The sequence below is a fragment of the Streptomyces sp. NPDC088747 genome (assembly GCF_044751025.1).
Lineage (GTDB): Bacteria > Actinomycetota > Actinomycetes > Streptomycetales > Streptomycetaceae > Streptomyces.
In genome coordinates this window covers 579,089-593,390 of sequence record NZ_JBIVKZ010000004.1, presented here as the reverse complement: position 1 = coordinate 593,390, position 14,302 = coordinate 579,089, and the positions used below count along the sequence as shown (strand labels likewise).

General features: G+C 71.7%; 13 protein-coding genes. 6 read left to right on the top strand and 7 right to left on the bottom strand.

The genetic code is table 11. The features are described 5' to 3' along the window. The first annotated feature begins 14 nt into the window (after positions 1 to 14). On the top strand, positions 15 to 1,169 hold the full coding sequence (locus ACIP79_RS13305) for an ABC transporter ATP-binding protein (RefSeq protein WP_401222686.1): 1,155 nt from the start codon (positions 15 to 17) through the stop codon (positions 1,167 to 1,169). Here ACIP79_RS13305 and ACIP79_RS13300 read toward each other — a convergent pair. From ACIP79_RS13300 to ACIP79_RS13285, 4 genes are all read right to left on the bottom strand, one after another. Continuing rightward, entirely contained in the window at positions 1,136 to 2,107 is a 972-nt protein-coding gene (locus ACIP79_RS13300; RefSeq protein WP_401222684.1) for a hypothetical protein, read from the bottom strand. The two genes, ACIP79_RS13305 and ACIP79_RS13300, sit on opposite strands and share 34 nt — an antisense overlap. A 78-nt stretch (positions 2,108 to 2,185) precedes the next feature. Continuing rightward, positions 2,186 to 3,250 (bottom strand): ABC transporter substrate-binding protein, encoded by a 1,065-nt coding sequence (locus ACIP79_RS13295; RefSeq protein WP_401222682.1) that lies wholly within the window; start codon positions 3,248 to 3,250, stop codon positions 2,186 to 2,188. Beyond that, entirely contained in the window at positions 3,247 to 3,918 is a 672-nt protein-coding gene (locus ACIP79_RS13290; RefSeq protein ID WP_401222680.1) for an ABC transporter permease, read from the bottom strand. The genes ACIP79_RS13295 and ACIP79_RS13290 overlap by 4 nt, the downstream gene beginning before the upstream one ends. Continuing rightward, positions 3,918 to 4,595 carry an ABC transporter permease gene (locus ACIP79_RS13285; RefSeq protein WP_401222678.1) on the bottom strand — a complete coding sequence of 226 codons (678 nt, stop codon included), beginning with the start codon at positions 4,593 to 4,595 and terminating at the stop codon, positions 3,918 to 3,920. Before ACIP79_RS13285 ends, ACIP79_RS13290 begins: the two co-directional genes overlap by 1 nt. 161 nt (positions 4,596 to 4,756) lie before the next feature. Here ACIP79_RS13285 and ACIP79_RS13280 point away from each other — a divergent pair, with 161 nt between their 5' ends. Both ACIP79_RS13280 and ACIP79_RS13275 read left to right on the top strand, forming a co-directional pair. Next, a complete protein-coding gene (locus ACIP79_RS13280; protein ID WP_401222676.1) occupies positions 4,757 to 5,548 on the top strand; it encodes an ABC transporter ATP-binding protein in 792 nt (263 codons plus the stop codon). Positions 5,549 to 5,551: 3 nt separating this feature from the next. Next, entirely contained in the window at positions 5,552 to 6,862 is a 1,311-nt protein-coding gene (locus ACIP79_RS13275) for an FtsX-like permease family protein (protein ID WP_401222674.1), read from the top strand. A 72-nt stretch (positions 6,863 to 6,934) separates the two neighbouring features. On the opposite strand, the gene ACIP79_RS13270 is transcribed toward ACIP79_RS13275, so the two are convergent. Together ACIP79_RS13270 and ACIP79_RS13265 are read right to left on the bottom strand one after the other, a co-directional pair. Continuing rightward, positions 6,935 to 7,732, bottom strand: coding sequence for a SigB/SigF/SigG family RNA polymerase sigma factor (locus ACIP79_RS13270; protein WP_401222672.1), 798 nt, complete (start codon positions 7,730 to 7,732; stop codon positions 6,935 to 6,937). Positions 7,733 to 8,086: 354 nt separating this feature from the next. Next, a complete protein-coding gene (locus tag ACIP79_RS13265) occupies positions 8,087 to 8,908 on the bottom strand; it encodes an alpha/beta fold hydrolase (protein ID WP_401222670.1) in 822 nt (273 codons plus the stop codon). Between the two features lie 429 nt (positions 8,909 to 9,337). Here ACIP79_RS13265 and ACIP79_RS13260 point away from each other — a divergent pair, with 429 nt between their 5' ends. From ACIP79_RS13260 to ACIP79_RS13250, 3 genes are all read left to right on the top strand, one after another. Next, entirely contained in the window at positions 9,338 to 11,020 is a 1,683-nt protein-coding gene (locus tag ACIP79_RS13260; RefSeq protein ID WP_387181013.1) for an ABC transporter ATP-binding protein, read from the top strand. Beyond that, positions 11,017 to 12,885, top strand: a complete 1,869-nt coding sequence (locus tag ACIP79_RS13255; RefSeq protein ID WP_401222667.1) for an ABC transporter ATP-binding protein — start codon at positions 11,017 to 11,019, stop codon at positions 12,883 to 12,885. The genes ACIP79_RS13260 and ACIP79_RS13255 overlap by 4 nt, the downstream gene beginning before the upstream one ends. 66 nt (positions 12,886 to 12,951) lie before the next feature. Then, a complete protein-coding gene (locus tag ACIP79_RS13250) occupies positions 12,952 to 14,019 on the top strand; it encodes an iron-siderophore ABC transporter substrate-binding protein (RefSeq protein ID WP_401222665.1) in 1,068 nt (355 codons plus the stop codon). Positions 14,020 to 14,095: 76 nt separating this feature from the next. Here ACIP79_RS13250 and ACIP79_RS13245 read toward each other — a convergent pair whose 3' ends face one another. Next, entirely contained in the window at positions 14,096 to 14,293 is a 198-nt protein-coding gene (locus ACIP79_RS13245) for an MbtH family protein (RefSeq protein ID WP_383689041.1), read from the bottom strand. Positions 14,294 to 14,302: the final 9 nt, after the last annotated feature.

Genomic DNA, 14,302 nt, shown 5'->3' with positions numbered 1-14,302 from the left:
GTTAGCGTGAGGGAATGATCCGGTTCGAACAGGTCACCAAGCGGTATCCGGACGGCACGACCGCCGTGGACGGCCTCTCCTTCGAGGTCGCCGAGGGTGAACTCGTCACGCTCGTCGGCCCGTCCGGCTGCGGCAAGACGACCACCATGATGATGGTCAACCGCCTGATCGAGCCGACATCCGGACAGATCTTCGTGAACGGCGAGGACATCGCCACCGTCGACCCGGTGCGGCTGCGGCGCCGGATCGGGTACGTCATCCAGCAGGTCGGCCTCTTCCCGCACCGGACGATCCTCGACAACACGGCGACCGTGCCGTCGCTGATCGGCTGGAAGAAGGCCAGGGCGCGGGCGCGCGCGGCCGAGCTGCTCGATCTGGTGGGCCTGGACCCGAAGACGTACGGCGCGCGCTATCCCGAGCAGTTGTCGGGCGGTCAGCGTCAGCGGGTCGGCGTGGCGCGGGCGCTGGCCGCCGATCCGCCGGTGCTGCTGATGGACGAGCCGTTCGGAGCGGTCGACCCGGTGGTGCGCGAGCAGTTGCAGGACGAGTTCCTGCGAATGCAGCAGGCGGTGCGCAAGACGGTGCTGCTGGTCACGCACGACATCGAGGAAGCGGTGCGGCTCGGCGACCGGATCGCGGTGTACGGGCAGGGCCGCATCGAGCAGTTCGACACGCCGGGAGCCGTCCTCGGCACGCCCGCCACGCCGTACGTCGCCGAGTTCGTGGGCGCCGACCGCGGGCTGAAGCGGCTGTCGGTGACGGAGATCGAGCCGAGCGACCTCGAACAGCCGCCGGTCGTACGGCTCGACGAAACCGCCGAGCGGGCCGCGGCCCGAATGCGGGCGGAGGGCGCGCGCTGGGCGGTGGTGCTGGACTCCGAGGGCGATCTGCACGGCTGGGTCGGCGTCGACGAACTCGGCGCCGGGGGCTCCGTCCGCGGCCTCGCCCACCGGATGAACTCCTGGGTGCCGGTGGGCGCCCCGCTGAAACAGGCCTTCGGCGTGATGCTCCAGCACGACGCGGGCTGGGTCGCCGTGCTCGACGACGCGCGCTTCCTCGGTGTGCTGACCCCGGCGAAGCTGCACGAGGCGCTGCGCCGGTCGGTGGACGCGGACGCGCTCGGCGTGCCGCGCGGTCAGGTCGAGTTCGACTCGGTGGCGGACGCCTGAGCGGCGGACCCCTGGCTGGAGGACGCCGCGTGCCGCTCGGTCCGGTTGGAGCGGTCCAGGAGCCCGAAGGCCCACCGTTCGTTGAACCCCGCGAGGAAGCCGACACCGCACCAGAATCCCCAGAAGGCGGTGCCCGCCCCCGCGGTGTTCCCGGCGCAGATCTCGACCGTGGTGGCCGGCATGTCGAACAGCTTGATGAACCCGGCGCTGAGCAGGAAGTAGACGGCCAGCGCCAGGATCCAGCCGACGAAGATCCGGTAGACGCCCTCGTGGCGCATCGCGCGGGCCATCTGCCCGGGAGCGACGGTTCCGCGGTCGCCGTTGGTGCGGCGCCGTGACAGCTCCCCTCCGGTGTTGCGCAGCCGCACCAAGACGCTGAGCACCGCGCCGAACGCGCCCACTCCCCCGCAGACGAAGGCGCCCATGAGGCTCCAGCGGTCCGTGCAGCCCATCTCGATCCCCACCAGGCCGAGCAGTCCACCGCCGCCCGCCAGCAGGGGCATGATCAGCAGCACCATGCTGATGAGCGCGCCCAGGGTGAGCCCGACGTTGATGCCGCGGCTGACGGCCAGCGCGCAGTCCTGGTCGACACGCGCCCGCAGTCCGGAGATCTCCTTGTTGAGATACTCGCCCAGGTAGCGGTTGGGCTCCTCGGCCATCAGCCGTGGATCGCGCAGGACGTTGCTCAGCACGCACTGGATGGTGACGCGCATCGACTGTCTTGTCTGCGACTCGAAAGCCCGCTGTGATTCTCCGTAGAGCAGCTGCAACTGCGTCTGGTGCCTGGGATGGACGTTCCCGAACCACTCGTAGGCCTTCTCACGGCCGGGCTCGACGAGATTCGCGAGCCCGTCGGCCTTGGTGTCGGTGCGGGCCCCCAGGACCGCCTCACGTAATACCTGCCGCCATGTCCGGCGTATTCCCCCGTTGTCCTGCATGGACCAGGTGTACCGATGCCGGCCCCGGTGGAAAACCCGGCCCGCCGCACCAGTCCCGTAACCGACGTCACGGTCCGGTCACTTCAGCAGGCCCTTCTCCTTCAGATAGGTCCGCGCGACGTCCTCGGGCAGGCGCCGCCAGCTGTCGACCTGTTCGTTCATGGAGGCCAGGTCGGCGGTGGTGAGTACGTCGTTGAGCTTGTCGAGCGCCTTGGTGACGCCCTCGCTGCCGGCCCGGGAGCGGTTGACGACGGGCACGATGTAGTCGGCGTTCTGGAGGTGCTTGTCGTCGTCGAGCAGGACGAGCCCGAAGTCGCCGAGTGTCGCGTCCGTGGTGGTGGTCAGCACCATCTGGTCCTGGCCGTTCTGCACGGCCAGCTTGGCCTGGGTGGTGCCGACGCCCTTCGGGTCGACGGCGGTGATGTCGATGCCGTAGGTCTTCTTCAACCCCGGTTCGCAGTAAGGACGTTGTACGCACTCGTCGCCGGCCGCCAGCCGCACCTTCAACCCGGACCTCCCGAGGTCGCTGAGTGTCCTGAGGTGATGCCGGCGGGCGTACGCCTCGGTGACGGCGAAGGCGTTCTGGTCGACCGCCCGGCCCGCGTCCAGGACGGTGAGGCCGCGGGGCGTGGCCAGTTGACGCAGGGCGGCCATGGTGGCGTCGAGGTCGGGCGAGCCGGCGGGCGGCGCGTCGGTGCCGTTGGTCTTGGTGTTCAGCCAGTCGGCGAAGGTGGCCGCGTATTCGGGTACGACGTCGATCTGGCCCGATTCCAGGGCGGGTTCGTACAGTTCGCGGTTGGCGACGGTGAGCATGGAGGTCCGGTAGCCGGCCTGGTCCAGGAGCAGCGCGTACATCTGGGCGAGCAGGTCGCTCTCGGTGAACCCGGCCGACCCGATGGTCAGGTGTCTGCTGTCGCCGGGCGGGGCGGTGACCGATCCCTGGGTCTCCAGCGAGGGGCCGGTGGCGCAGCCGCTCAGCAGGACCAGGGTCAGCAGCGCGAGGCAGCGTCCGCGAGGCGCCCGCGCCGATCCCGGCGGATGCGCCGATTCCCGCGCCCGCGTCGATTCCCGCGCCCGCGTCGATTCCCGCGCTCGCGTCGATTTCGGCGGTCGCACCGATCCCGGCGGTCGTGTACGTCTCATCGTGATCCCCTTGCCCAGCTCGGAGCCAGCCGTTCGGCGATCTCGAAGATCCCCTCGACGATCAGCGCGAACACCGCGACCAGGACGGCACCGGCGACCACCTGCGGCGTACTCGCCAGGTTGAAGCCGGCGGTGATGATCCGGCCGAGTCCGCCGCCGCCCGCGAGCGCGGCGATGGTGGCGGTCGCGACGAGCTGTACGGCGGCGATCCGGACCCCGTTCATGACCATCGGGAGGGCGAGGGGCAGTTCCACCCGCCACAGCATCTGGCGCCCGGTCATCCCCATCCCGCGGGCGGCCCGCACCACGCTGCGGTCGACCTCGCGCATCCCCACGTAGGCGTTGGTGAGCAGGGGCGGTACGGCGAACAGGACGAGGGCGACGACGGTGGGGCCCTCGCCCCAGTCGCCGACCGGGGTGAGGAGCAGCAGCACCAGCACGGCGAAGGTGGGGACGGCACGGCCGACGTTGGAGATGTTGACGGCCAGCGCGCCGCCCTTGCCGAGGTGGCCGAGCACGAGGGCGACGGGCAGGGCGATGAGGCAGCTGATGACGAGGCAGACGACGGTGAGGACGAGGTGCTGGCCGAGCCGGTGCCAGATGCCGTCGGCCCCCGACCAGTGCGCGGCGTCGGTGAGCCAGTCCCAGGCGTCCGTCAGTGTGTTCATCAGCGGGCCGCCCTCGTCCAGGGAGTGATGAGCCACTGCACGCCCAGGAGCAGCAGGTCGGCGACGACCGCGATGATGACGCACAGCACGGAGGCTGTGAGGACCTGGGCCTTGAAGTAGGTGTTCATTCCGGCGTAGATGAGGTTGCCGAGGCCTCCGAAGCCGACGATCGCGCCGACCGTGACCAGTGACACGGCCGAGACCATGGCGATCCGCAGGCCGGCCATGGCGGCGGGCAGGGCGAGTGGCAGTTCGACGGTGAGCAGCAGCCGGATCGGCCCGTAGCCCATGCCGCGCGCGGCCTGCCGGGTCTCCTCGGGGACGGCGCGCAGGCCCGCGAGGATGTTCCGCACGAGCAGGGTCAGCGAGTAGAGGACGAGGCCCGCGACGACGAGCGCCGCCGAGAGTCCGTAGACCGGCAGCAGCAGCGAGAACATGGCCAGCGAGGGAATCGTGTAGAGGATCGTCGTGACGGCGAGGACCGGTCCGGCGGCCCAGCCCCAACGGCGTGCCAAAACGGCCAGCGGTACGGCGACGACCACGGCGATGAGCACCGCGAGCGAGGTGAGCTGGAGGTGCTGGACCACGGCGTCGAGGAGGATCCGGTCGCGGGTGCTCAGGTACTCACCGCAGATCCACTCGTTGCGCGCGAGGCAGTCGTCCGGGGGCGCGGTCACCTGTCCATTCCATCCGTCCCGCGCGGCGGGCTGCGCGTTCTGGTGGCCCGTACGGGGTGTCGCTGGGTACACCCCGGTTTACGGGTTCTGCGCCCCATGTGGTCAGGCCCGGCTCTCCGTAGCGTCTTCGGCGAGGCACAGGGAGTGCCGGACGGGGAGTGATGACGATGTTTCGCCGCACCGCACGACGTAGGCACGACTCGGGGCCCGCCGCCGAGGCACTGCGGCTGGTCAAGGTCACCAAGACCTACGGGGCCGAGGAGAACGCCGTGACCGCTCTGGACGGCGTGACGCTCACGCTGGCCCGGGGTACCTTCACCGCGGTCATGGGGCCCTCGGGGTCCGGCAAGTCAACGCTGTTGCAGTGCGCTGCCGGGCTGGACAGGCCGGATTCCGGCATCGTGATGGTGGACGGCGAGGAGATGACGGGCGGCGGGGAGGCCGAGCTGACCAGGTTCCGGCGCGGCCGGATCGGGTTCGTCTTCCAGCAGTACAACCTCTTGCCGACGCTCACCGTCGCCCAGAACACGGTGCTGCCGCTCAGGCTGGCGCGGCGGCGCGTGGACCGTGCACGGGCGCTGGCGACCCTGACGGCGGTCGGTCTCGGCGACCGGCTGGGCCATCTGCCGGACCAGCTCTCCGGCGGCCAGCGGCAGCGGGTCGCGATCGCCCGCGCACTGGTCACCGAGCCGCGGGTCGTCTTCGCGGACGAACCGACCGGCGCCCTCGACACCCGCAGCGCGCGGGATGTGCTGCGGCTGCTCCAGCAGGCGGTACGGGAGCACGGCAGGACGGTCGTCATGGTGACGCACGATCCGGTCGCCGCCTCGTACGCCGACTCCGTCGTGTTCCTCGCGGACGGCCGGCTGGCCGGCGGGATGCGGGCGCCGACGCCCGATGCCGTGGCCGAGCGGCTGGCGCACCTGGGCGACGACACCGTCGTGGGGGTGTGAGCCATGTTCGTCCTGGCCCTGCGTTCCGTCCGTAAGCGCCCCGGGCGCTTCCTCTCGACGCTGCTGTCCGCCTTCCTCGGCGCGGCGATCGTGATGACCTTCAACGCGATGCTCGACACGGCGGGTCAGCCGGGCGTCGACTCCGTGAGCTCCGAGTCCCTGACCACCTCGGCGAGTGTCGTCGGCGGCTACGGTTCCCTGCTGGTGTTCTTCGCGATCGCCTCGACGCTCACCGTCAACGTGCGTCAACGCGCCGACGAGATCGAGCTGTTGCGCTGCTCGGGGGCGACTCCCGGGCAGATCGGGCGCATGGTCGTCGGGGAGGCCGTGGTGGTCGCCCTGGTGGGCGCGGTGCTGGCGATCGGGCCCGGGATGCTCGGCGGGACGGCACTGCTGAGGGTGTTCCACGACAGCGGCCAGGTCTCGCGGTCCGTGGAGTACTCCTTCGGTCCCGTCGCGCTCGTGTCGGGGATCTGGATCACGGTGCTGGCGGCGGCGGGCGCGGCGTTCCTCGCGGTGCGGCGGGCGACACACAGGCGTCAACCCCGAAGCGGTGCAAGGAAGTTCCTCGCGTACGCGGCTCTGCTGGCCGGTGGTGCCGGGGTCTGCTCCACCTTCGCCGTGTCCTCGACCGACGCCGCGCTGATGGCGCCGGCCGCGTACGGGGCGATCCTGCTGTCCGTGGGTTTCGCGCTGCTCTCGCCGCGGTTGCTGACGGGGCTGCTGGGCCGGCTCGCGCCGAAAAGCCCGAGCGGCTATCTGGCCGTACGGAACATGCGCCGCAGGACGGCCGAACTGTCCGGCGTGCTGATGCCGTTGATCCTCTTCACCGGTATGGCGACGGCGACGCTCTACATGCAGGCCGTGGAGAGCGACGCGATCAGGGCGTCGGGTGTCGCGAAGTCGGTCGACGCGAAGAACCTGGAGACCCTCAACCTCGTGGTCGTCGGCGTCATCGTGGTCTTCTCCTGCGTCATGCTGATCAACTCCCTGTACGCGGCGACCACTTACCGGCGCCGGGAGTTCGGCCAGCAGCGGCTGGCCGGTGCGACGCCGGGGCAGGTGCTCGGGATGATCGGTGTGGAGGCCCTGATCGTGACGGTCACGGGAGTCTTCCTCGGCACCATGGCCGGGCTCGCCGGGCTCCTCCCCTTCACCGCGGTCCGCACGGACGCCGCCTGGCCGGACCAGGGTCCCGGCATCTGGCTCACGATCGTCGCGATCGCGGCGGCGGTCACGCTGGGGACGAGCCTCTTCACGGCCCGGCGCACCCTGCGGACGCCCGCGGTGGATGCGGTGGCGACGGCGGCGTGACCGCGAATTCCGAGGGTGGCCGGGCGAATTGGCCCGGCTGCCCTTGCGCGTCGTCCGGCCGCTCTTCTCAGCTCACGTCACGTCGCTCCGCACCTGTTCGCGCAGGGCGGTGCAGCAATTGCTGATCAGGCGGGACACGTGCATCTGTGAGATGCCGAGCTGCCGTGCGATGTCGCTCTGTGTCATTCCGCGGAAGAAGCGCAGATAGAGAATGGTCCGGTCGCGCTCGGAGAGTGTCCGCAGCGCGGGTTTCACGGCCTCGCGGTCGACGACCAGATCGTAGCCCGCGTCGGATTCGCCGAGGGTGTCGGCGAGCCCGTATCCGTCCTCGCTGCCGGGCAGTTCGGCGTCCAGCGAGAGGGCGACGAAGCAGTCGAGGGCCTCAAGGCCGGTGCGCACGTCGTCCTCGCTCAGCCGCGTGTGCGCGGCGAGTTCGGCGACGGTGGGCCGGCGGCCGGGGGTCGTCTGGGACAGCTCCTTCAGCGCGGCGCGGACCCGGTTGCGCAGATCCTGGACGCGGCGGGGCACGTGCAGGGTCCACATGTGGTCGCGGAAGTGCCGCTTGATCTCGCCGGTGATGGTCGGCACGGCGTAGCTCTCGAAGGCGTTGCCGAGGGAGGGGTCGTAGCGCTTGACGGCTTTGACCAGCCCGAGGGCCGCGACCTGGTTCAGGTCCTCCACGCGCTCGCCCCTGCCCCGGTACCGGCTCGCGACCCGGTGCGCCATGGGGAGCCACAGTCCGACGATTTCGTCGCGCAGGGCCTGTCGCTCGGGTCCGTCGGGCAGTCCCGCGAGGCGGGCGAAGGCCGCCGCGGTGTCGGGGGCGTCGTCGTGCGAGTGGTGTTTCGTACTGGCGGTGGCAACGGGCATGGCGCTCACAACTCCCTCAGAGGGTGTTGAGTGGACAGTCACCATGGGGGGTGCGCACAGCGGGCCGGAACAAAGCCACCGGAGGCCTGGCGAACCGGCTCCCACGGACGTGCCTGGTGTCCGAAGCACTGCGAATCCAATTCCCCTGTCGGAGACGCGGAAAACCTCTTCACCCATTGTGTGACACCGGGCCATCGACCGCATCTGGAACGTGACCGGACCGAAAAGGAAAAGCCGGTCCGGGCGGCCAACTGGCGGCCGATGGGAATACGCGGAAACAACGCGTCGCCCCGGAATTCCCCGTGTGGCGGTGGTCCGCTTGATCGCGTGTCGCTCAGCGGGACCCGGGGGCTGTCAGCGGGCCCCGGGAGTCGCGATACGCGCGGCGAATTCGGCGATGTCGGCGACGACCCTCTCGGGCTGTTCCCAGTGCACGGCGTGGCCCGCGCCCTCGTAGACGAGAAGGCTCGCTCCGTGGACGGCGTCCAGGACGGCCTGCTGGTCGCCGCGCGGGAGGAAGGCGTCCCGGTCGCCCCAGATGAGGAGGGTCGGCACCAGGATGCCGGCGAGGGTCGCGGGAAGGTCGGCCTCCAGCAGGCCCTGGAGGGTCTGCCGCCAGACGCGGGCCGGGACCTTGAGGCTCTCGTCGATCATGGTCTCCATGAGCCCCCTGGCGACCCCGCCTGCCACAGCTCCGGACATCAGGTCCTCGACGAACTCGCGGGGAACGGTGTCGGAGAACCCCGCCAGGGACTGCTGGATTCCGGCCACCGCGGGCTTGTCCGCGAGCGTGGCGGGGACGCCGGCCAGGACCAGACCCGAGATCCGGTCGGGGTGGCTGCCCGCGACGATCCGGGCCTGCACGCCGCCGGTGGACGATCCGACGAGCAGGGCGCGGCCGATGCCGAGGGCGTCGAGGAAGGCCACCAGGTCGGACGCGAGGTCGTCCGGCGTGTAGCCGTCCTCGGGGCGGTCGGCGTCGCCGTGGCCGCGCTGGGAGAACGCGTAACCGTGCAGGGAGGCGGGGAGGCGCCGCAGGAGGGGTTCGAAGGACCACCAGGAGTCGGCGAGCCCGTGCACGAACACCACCGGAGTGCCGTCGGGGTAACCGGCCTCGGCGTAGGGAAGGACGAGCCCCTCCCCCACCTGCGTGGACTTCAGGGAGATCACGGTCACGGCGCTCTGCCTCCCTCCGCCCGGCCGTACCGGCCCTCGATCCGGGCACGGCAGGCGAGCGGCGATCACGGCCGACAGTCGGCGATCACTTCCGACAGTACCGACCGGCGCCCCGGGGTGCCCTCCGACCGCGGGCTCGGGCAGCTCCGACCGCGGGCTCGGGCAGCTCCGACCGCAGACAGGGACACCCTCCGACCCGCGGACCGGGCGCACTCCGACCGCGTGCGGGACACGCGTCCGGCACCCGGCGGGCACGGTCCGGGGGCAGCGGGCGGGGACGGCCGGGCGGCGACGGGCGGACGGGTGGATCCGCAGGCGGGGCGGACCGGCCGCGGCCGGCTTCCGGCGCCCCCGCAACCTTGACCACGGAGCCCCGACTTAGAATAGCCTTACCTAAATTCATGATGGCTGGTTCCGGAGGGTGGGCCGATGGGGGCTGAGGTGCCGCGCGGGCGGGATGTCCTGGGGAGGGCCGTCCGGGGGCAACGGCGGGATGTCACCGTCGGAGCCGTACTGGGGGCGGGTCACCAACTCGGGGAAGCCCTCGTTCCGGTGCTCATCGGCCTGGTGATCGACCAGGCCGTGGCCAAGGGCGACACCGGCGCCCTGGTGCGCTGGCTCGTCGTCCTCGCCGTCGTCTACGTGGGGCTCTCCTTCAGCTTCCGTTTCGGTGCGCGGGCCGGCGAGCGCGCCGCCGAACTCGCGGCGCACGAACTGCGGGTGACGCTGGTGCGGCGGGTGCTCGACCCGCGGGGCGGCGCGGAGAACGGGCGGCTGCCGGGGGCCCTGTCGAACATCGCCACGGAGGACGCCAAGCGGGTCGGCGCGGTCAACATGGCCGTGATGACCGGCATTTCGGCCTTCGTGGGTCTCGCGGTCAGCGCGGTGGCCCTGCTGGTGGTCTCCGTGTCGCTCGGCCTGGTGGTCCTGCTGGGCACGCCCCTGCTGCTCTGGCTCGGGCACCTGCTCAGCAAACCCCTGGAGCGGCGCAGCGAGGCCGAGCAGGAGCGGGCCGCGCACGCCTCCGGTGTCGCGGCGGACCTGGTGGCCGGACTGCGGGTGCTCAAGGGCATCGGCGCCCAGGCCACGGCGGTGGACCGTTACCGGCGCACCAGCCGCGACTCGCTGGCGGCCACGCTGCGCGCCGCCCGCGCCGAGGCCTGGCAGCGCGGCGTCGTCCTCGCGCTGACCGGGGGTTTCATCGCACTCGTGGCGCTGGTCGGCGGACGGCTGGCCGTGCGGGGCGACATCACGCTGGGTCAGCTGGTGTCCGCCGTCGGACTGGCCCTGTTCCTGCTCGGCCCGCTGGAGGTGCTCGCCTGGGTGAACGCCGAGTTCGCCCAGGCCCGTGCCTCGGCCGCGCGCATCGCCGAGGTGCTCGGCACCCCGCCCGACGTCTCCGCCGGTGGGGAGCGACTGGCGGACCCCGTGCGCGGCGCACTGCGGCTGCGCGGGGTCAGTCTGGGCGAGCTGCGCGAGATCGACCTGACGGTGGCGCCCGGCGAACTGCTCGGGATCGCGACCACCGACCCCGCCGCCGCCGGAGCCCTGCTGCGCTGCCTCGGCCGCACCGAGGATCCCTCCTCGGGGGTCGTCGAGCTGGACGGCGTACCCCTGGCGGACCTCGATCCGGCGGAGTTGCGGACGGCCGTGCTGGTCGCAGCGCACGACGCCGCGCTCTTCGACGGCACGCTCGGTGACAACATCGGCGCGACCGAGGGCGCCGACGCCGCGATGGCCGCCGCGTCCGCCGACGAGGTCGCCCGCACCATGCCGCTCGGCACCGCCGCCGAGGTCGGTGAGGGCGGCCGCTCGCTGTCCGGCGGCCAGCGCCAGCGGGTGGCTCTGGCCCGCGCCCTGAACGCCCGTCGGCCGGTGCTCGTCGTGCACGACCCGACCACCGCCGTGGACGCGGTCACCGAGGCCCGGATCGCCTCGGGTGTACGGGAGTTCCGGCAGGGCCGCACCACCGTGCTGGTCACCAACAGCCCCGCGCTGCTCGCCGTGACCGACCGGGTGGTGCTCCTCGACGCCGGCCAGGTCACCGCGGACGGACCGCACGCCGACCTCGTACGCGCCCACGCGGCCTACCGGACGGCGGTGCTGGCATGACCACAGGAGCGGGCACCCCAGGAACAGGCACCCCGGGAGCGGACGCGACGGGAGCGGACACCACCGAAGCGGACGCCACTGGAGCGGACATCACGGGAGCACAGATCACCGCACCGGACACAGCGGCCCGCGAGCTGCTGCCCACCGCGACCCCCGCCCGCACCCGGGCCGCCGTCGGTGAACTCCTGCGCCCGCACCGGGCATTGGCCTGGGCCGGGTTCGGGGTCATGGTGGCGGCCACCGCGGTGGGACTCCTCACCCAGCCGCTGCTCGGCCACATCGTCAACCTGGTCACCGACCGGAGTCCGGCCGGAGCGCTCACGCTGCCCGTGGTGCTGCTGGTGGCCGTCGCCGTGGCGCAGGGCATCGCGACCGCGCTCGGCATGTCGCTGGTCTCCCGGCTCGGGGAGACCGTACTGGCGGAACTGCGCGAACGGTTCGTGGAGCGGGCCCTGCTGCTGCCGCTGGACCGGCTGGAGAAGGCGGGCTCGGGCGACCTCACCGCCCGCGTCACCCGCGACGTCTCCCGGGTCGCCGAGGCGGTGCGCTCCGCGCTGCCCGAACTGGCCCGCTCCGGACTGTCCATCGTGCTCACCTTCGGCGCCCTCGCCGTGCTCGACTGGCGCTTCCTGCTCGCCGCACTGCTCGCGGTGCCCGTACAGGCGCACACCGCCCGCTGGTACGTCGCCAACGCCACGCCCCTGTACGCGAAGGAGCGCGTGGCCACCGGCGTCCAGCAGCAGCAGCTCCTCGACACCATCGGCGGCGCGGGCACCGTACGCGCCTACCGGCTGGAGGCAGCGCACACCGAGCGGGTCACGGAACGGTCCCGCGCCGCCGTCGATCTGACACTGCGCGGCGTGCAGTTGGTGCTGCGGTTCTACAGCCGGCTGCACCTGGCCGAGTACACCGGTCTCGCCGCCGTCCTCGTGGTCGGTTTCCTGCTCGTACGGAACGGGTCGGCGTCGATCGGCACGGCGACGGCGGCCGCGCTGTACTTCCACAGCCTGTTCGGGCCGGTCAACACGGCGCTGGTGCTGCTCGACGACGCCCAGTCGGCGACCGCGGCACTGGCCAGGCTGGTCGGCGTGGTGGACGAACCGACGCCGAAGGCGGAGCGGGAGACTTCCCGCGGCGTCCCCACCGTCACCCTGACCGGCGTCGGGCACGCCTACCGGACCGGGCAGCCCGTGCTGCACGACGTGGATCTCGTGCTCCGCCCGAAGGAGAAGGTCGCCCTCGTCGGCGCCAGCGGGGCGGGGAAGACCACCCTCGCCAAGCTCATCGTCGGCATCCACCGCCCCACCGTCGGCCGGATCGACATCGGCGGGGCCGAGCCCTGCGAGTCGGGCCGTTCGGTGGCGCTGGTCACCCAGGAGGTGCATGTCTTCGCCGGGCCGCTCGCCGAGGACCTGCGGCTGGCCCGGCCCGACGCCACCGACGAGGAACTCCGGGAGGCTCTCGACCGGGTCGGCGCCCTCGGCTGGGCCGACGCCCTGCCGGAGGGGCTCGGCACCGTCGTGGGCGACGGCGGCCACCGCCTCACCTCCGACCGGGCCCAGCAACTCGCCCTGGCCCGGCTGGTGTTGGCGGATCCCCCGGTCGCCGTACTCGACGAGGCCACCGCCGAGGCGGGCAGCTCCGGCGCCCAGGTGCTGGAACAGGCCGCCGAGCGGGCCCTCGACGGCCGCACCGCGCTGGTCGTCGCCCACCGGCTCAGCCAGGCCGCGACCGCCGACCGGGTGGTCGTGATGGAGAACGGCCGCATCGCCGAGAGCGGCACCCACGACGAACTGCGTGCCGCCGGGGGGCCCTACGCCGCCCTGTGGCAGGCCTGGTCGGAGAACCGCAGCACCGAGCCCTGACCTGGGACACCGTCCGAGCCCGACACCGAGTACCGATCAGACGCGAAACCGACGGAAGGATCCGCAATGCCCCGCGCCCAGAGAGCCACCCGGCTCACCGGACTGCTCGCCTCCGTACTGTTGATCATCGGCGCGGCAGCCGCCTGCGGCTCCTCCGACGACGACACGGAACCGAGTGCCTCCACCGCCGGGAAGAGCTCCGCGAACAGTGCCTTCCCCGTCAGCGTCGCGCACAAGTACGGCAGCACGACGATCAAGTCCGCGCCCAAGCGTGTCGTCACGATCGGACTGACCGACCAGGACGCTGTGCTGGCCCTCGGCACGGTCCCGGTCGGAACAACCGAGTGGCTCGGCGGCTACAAGGGCGCCGTCGGCCCCTGGGCCCAGGACAAGCTGGGCGGTGCCGCCGCGCCGACCGTCCTCAAGGACACCGGCACCGGCCCGCAGGTGGAGAAGATCGCGGTCCTCAAGCCGGACCTCATCCTCGCCGTCTACTCCGCCCTCACCAAGGAGCAGTACGACTCGCTGTCGAAGTTCGCCCCGGTCGTGGCCCAGCCCAAGGAGTACAACGACTACGGCGTGCCGTGGCAGCAGCAGACCGAGATCATAGGCAAGGCCCTCGGCAAGGCGGACGAGGCGACGAAGCTGGTCGACGGCGTCGAGGCCGACTTCGCGACCGCCAAGCAGGAGCACCCCGAGTTCGCCAAGGCCACCGCGGTCATGGCCACGCCGTACGAGGGCACCTTCGTCTACGGCAGCCAGGACCCGCGTTCCCGGCTGCTGACCGACCTCGGCTTCAGCCTGCCGGACGGACTGGACAAGCTGATCGGCGACACCTTCGGCGCCAACATCAGCAAGGAGCGCACCGATCTCCTGGACCAGGACGTCGCCGTGTGGATCCTGCCCGACACCACCACGGCCGTCACCAAACTGCACCAGGACAAGCTGTACGGCGACCTCGACGTCGTGAAGCAGGGCCGCGAGGTCTTCATTCCGGAGACCGACGACTACGGCAACGCCGTGTCCCTGTCGACGGTGCTCAGCATCCCCTACGTCCTCGAACGTCTGGTGCCGCAGCTCTCGGCGGCGGTGGACGGCAAGCCCGCGACGAAGGTGGAGCAGCCCGCGTCCTGACCCGCGACCACTGCGGACAATGCGAGAGGGAGACGGCCCCGGGGCCGTCTCCCTCTCGCATGTCGCGCGCCGCTCGCTACTCCACGAGGCTCTTGGGGCGCATGTCCGTCCAGTTGGCCTCGATGTGGTCCAGGCACTCCTGGCGGCCGGCCGGCCCGTGCGCGACCGTCCACCCGGCCGGCACGTCCACGAAGTCGGGCCACAGGCTGTACTGGCCCTCGTCGTTGACCAGGACCGAGTAGACGCCCTCGGGGTTCTCGAACGGGTTGCTCATCTGCTTCTC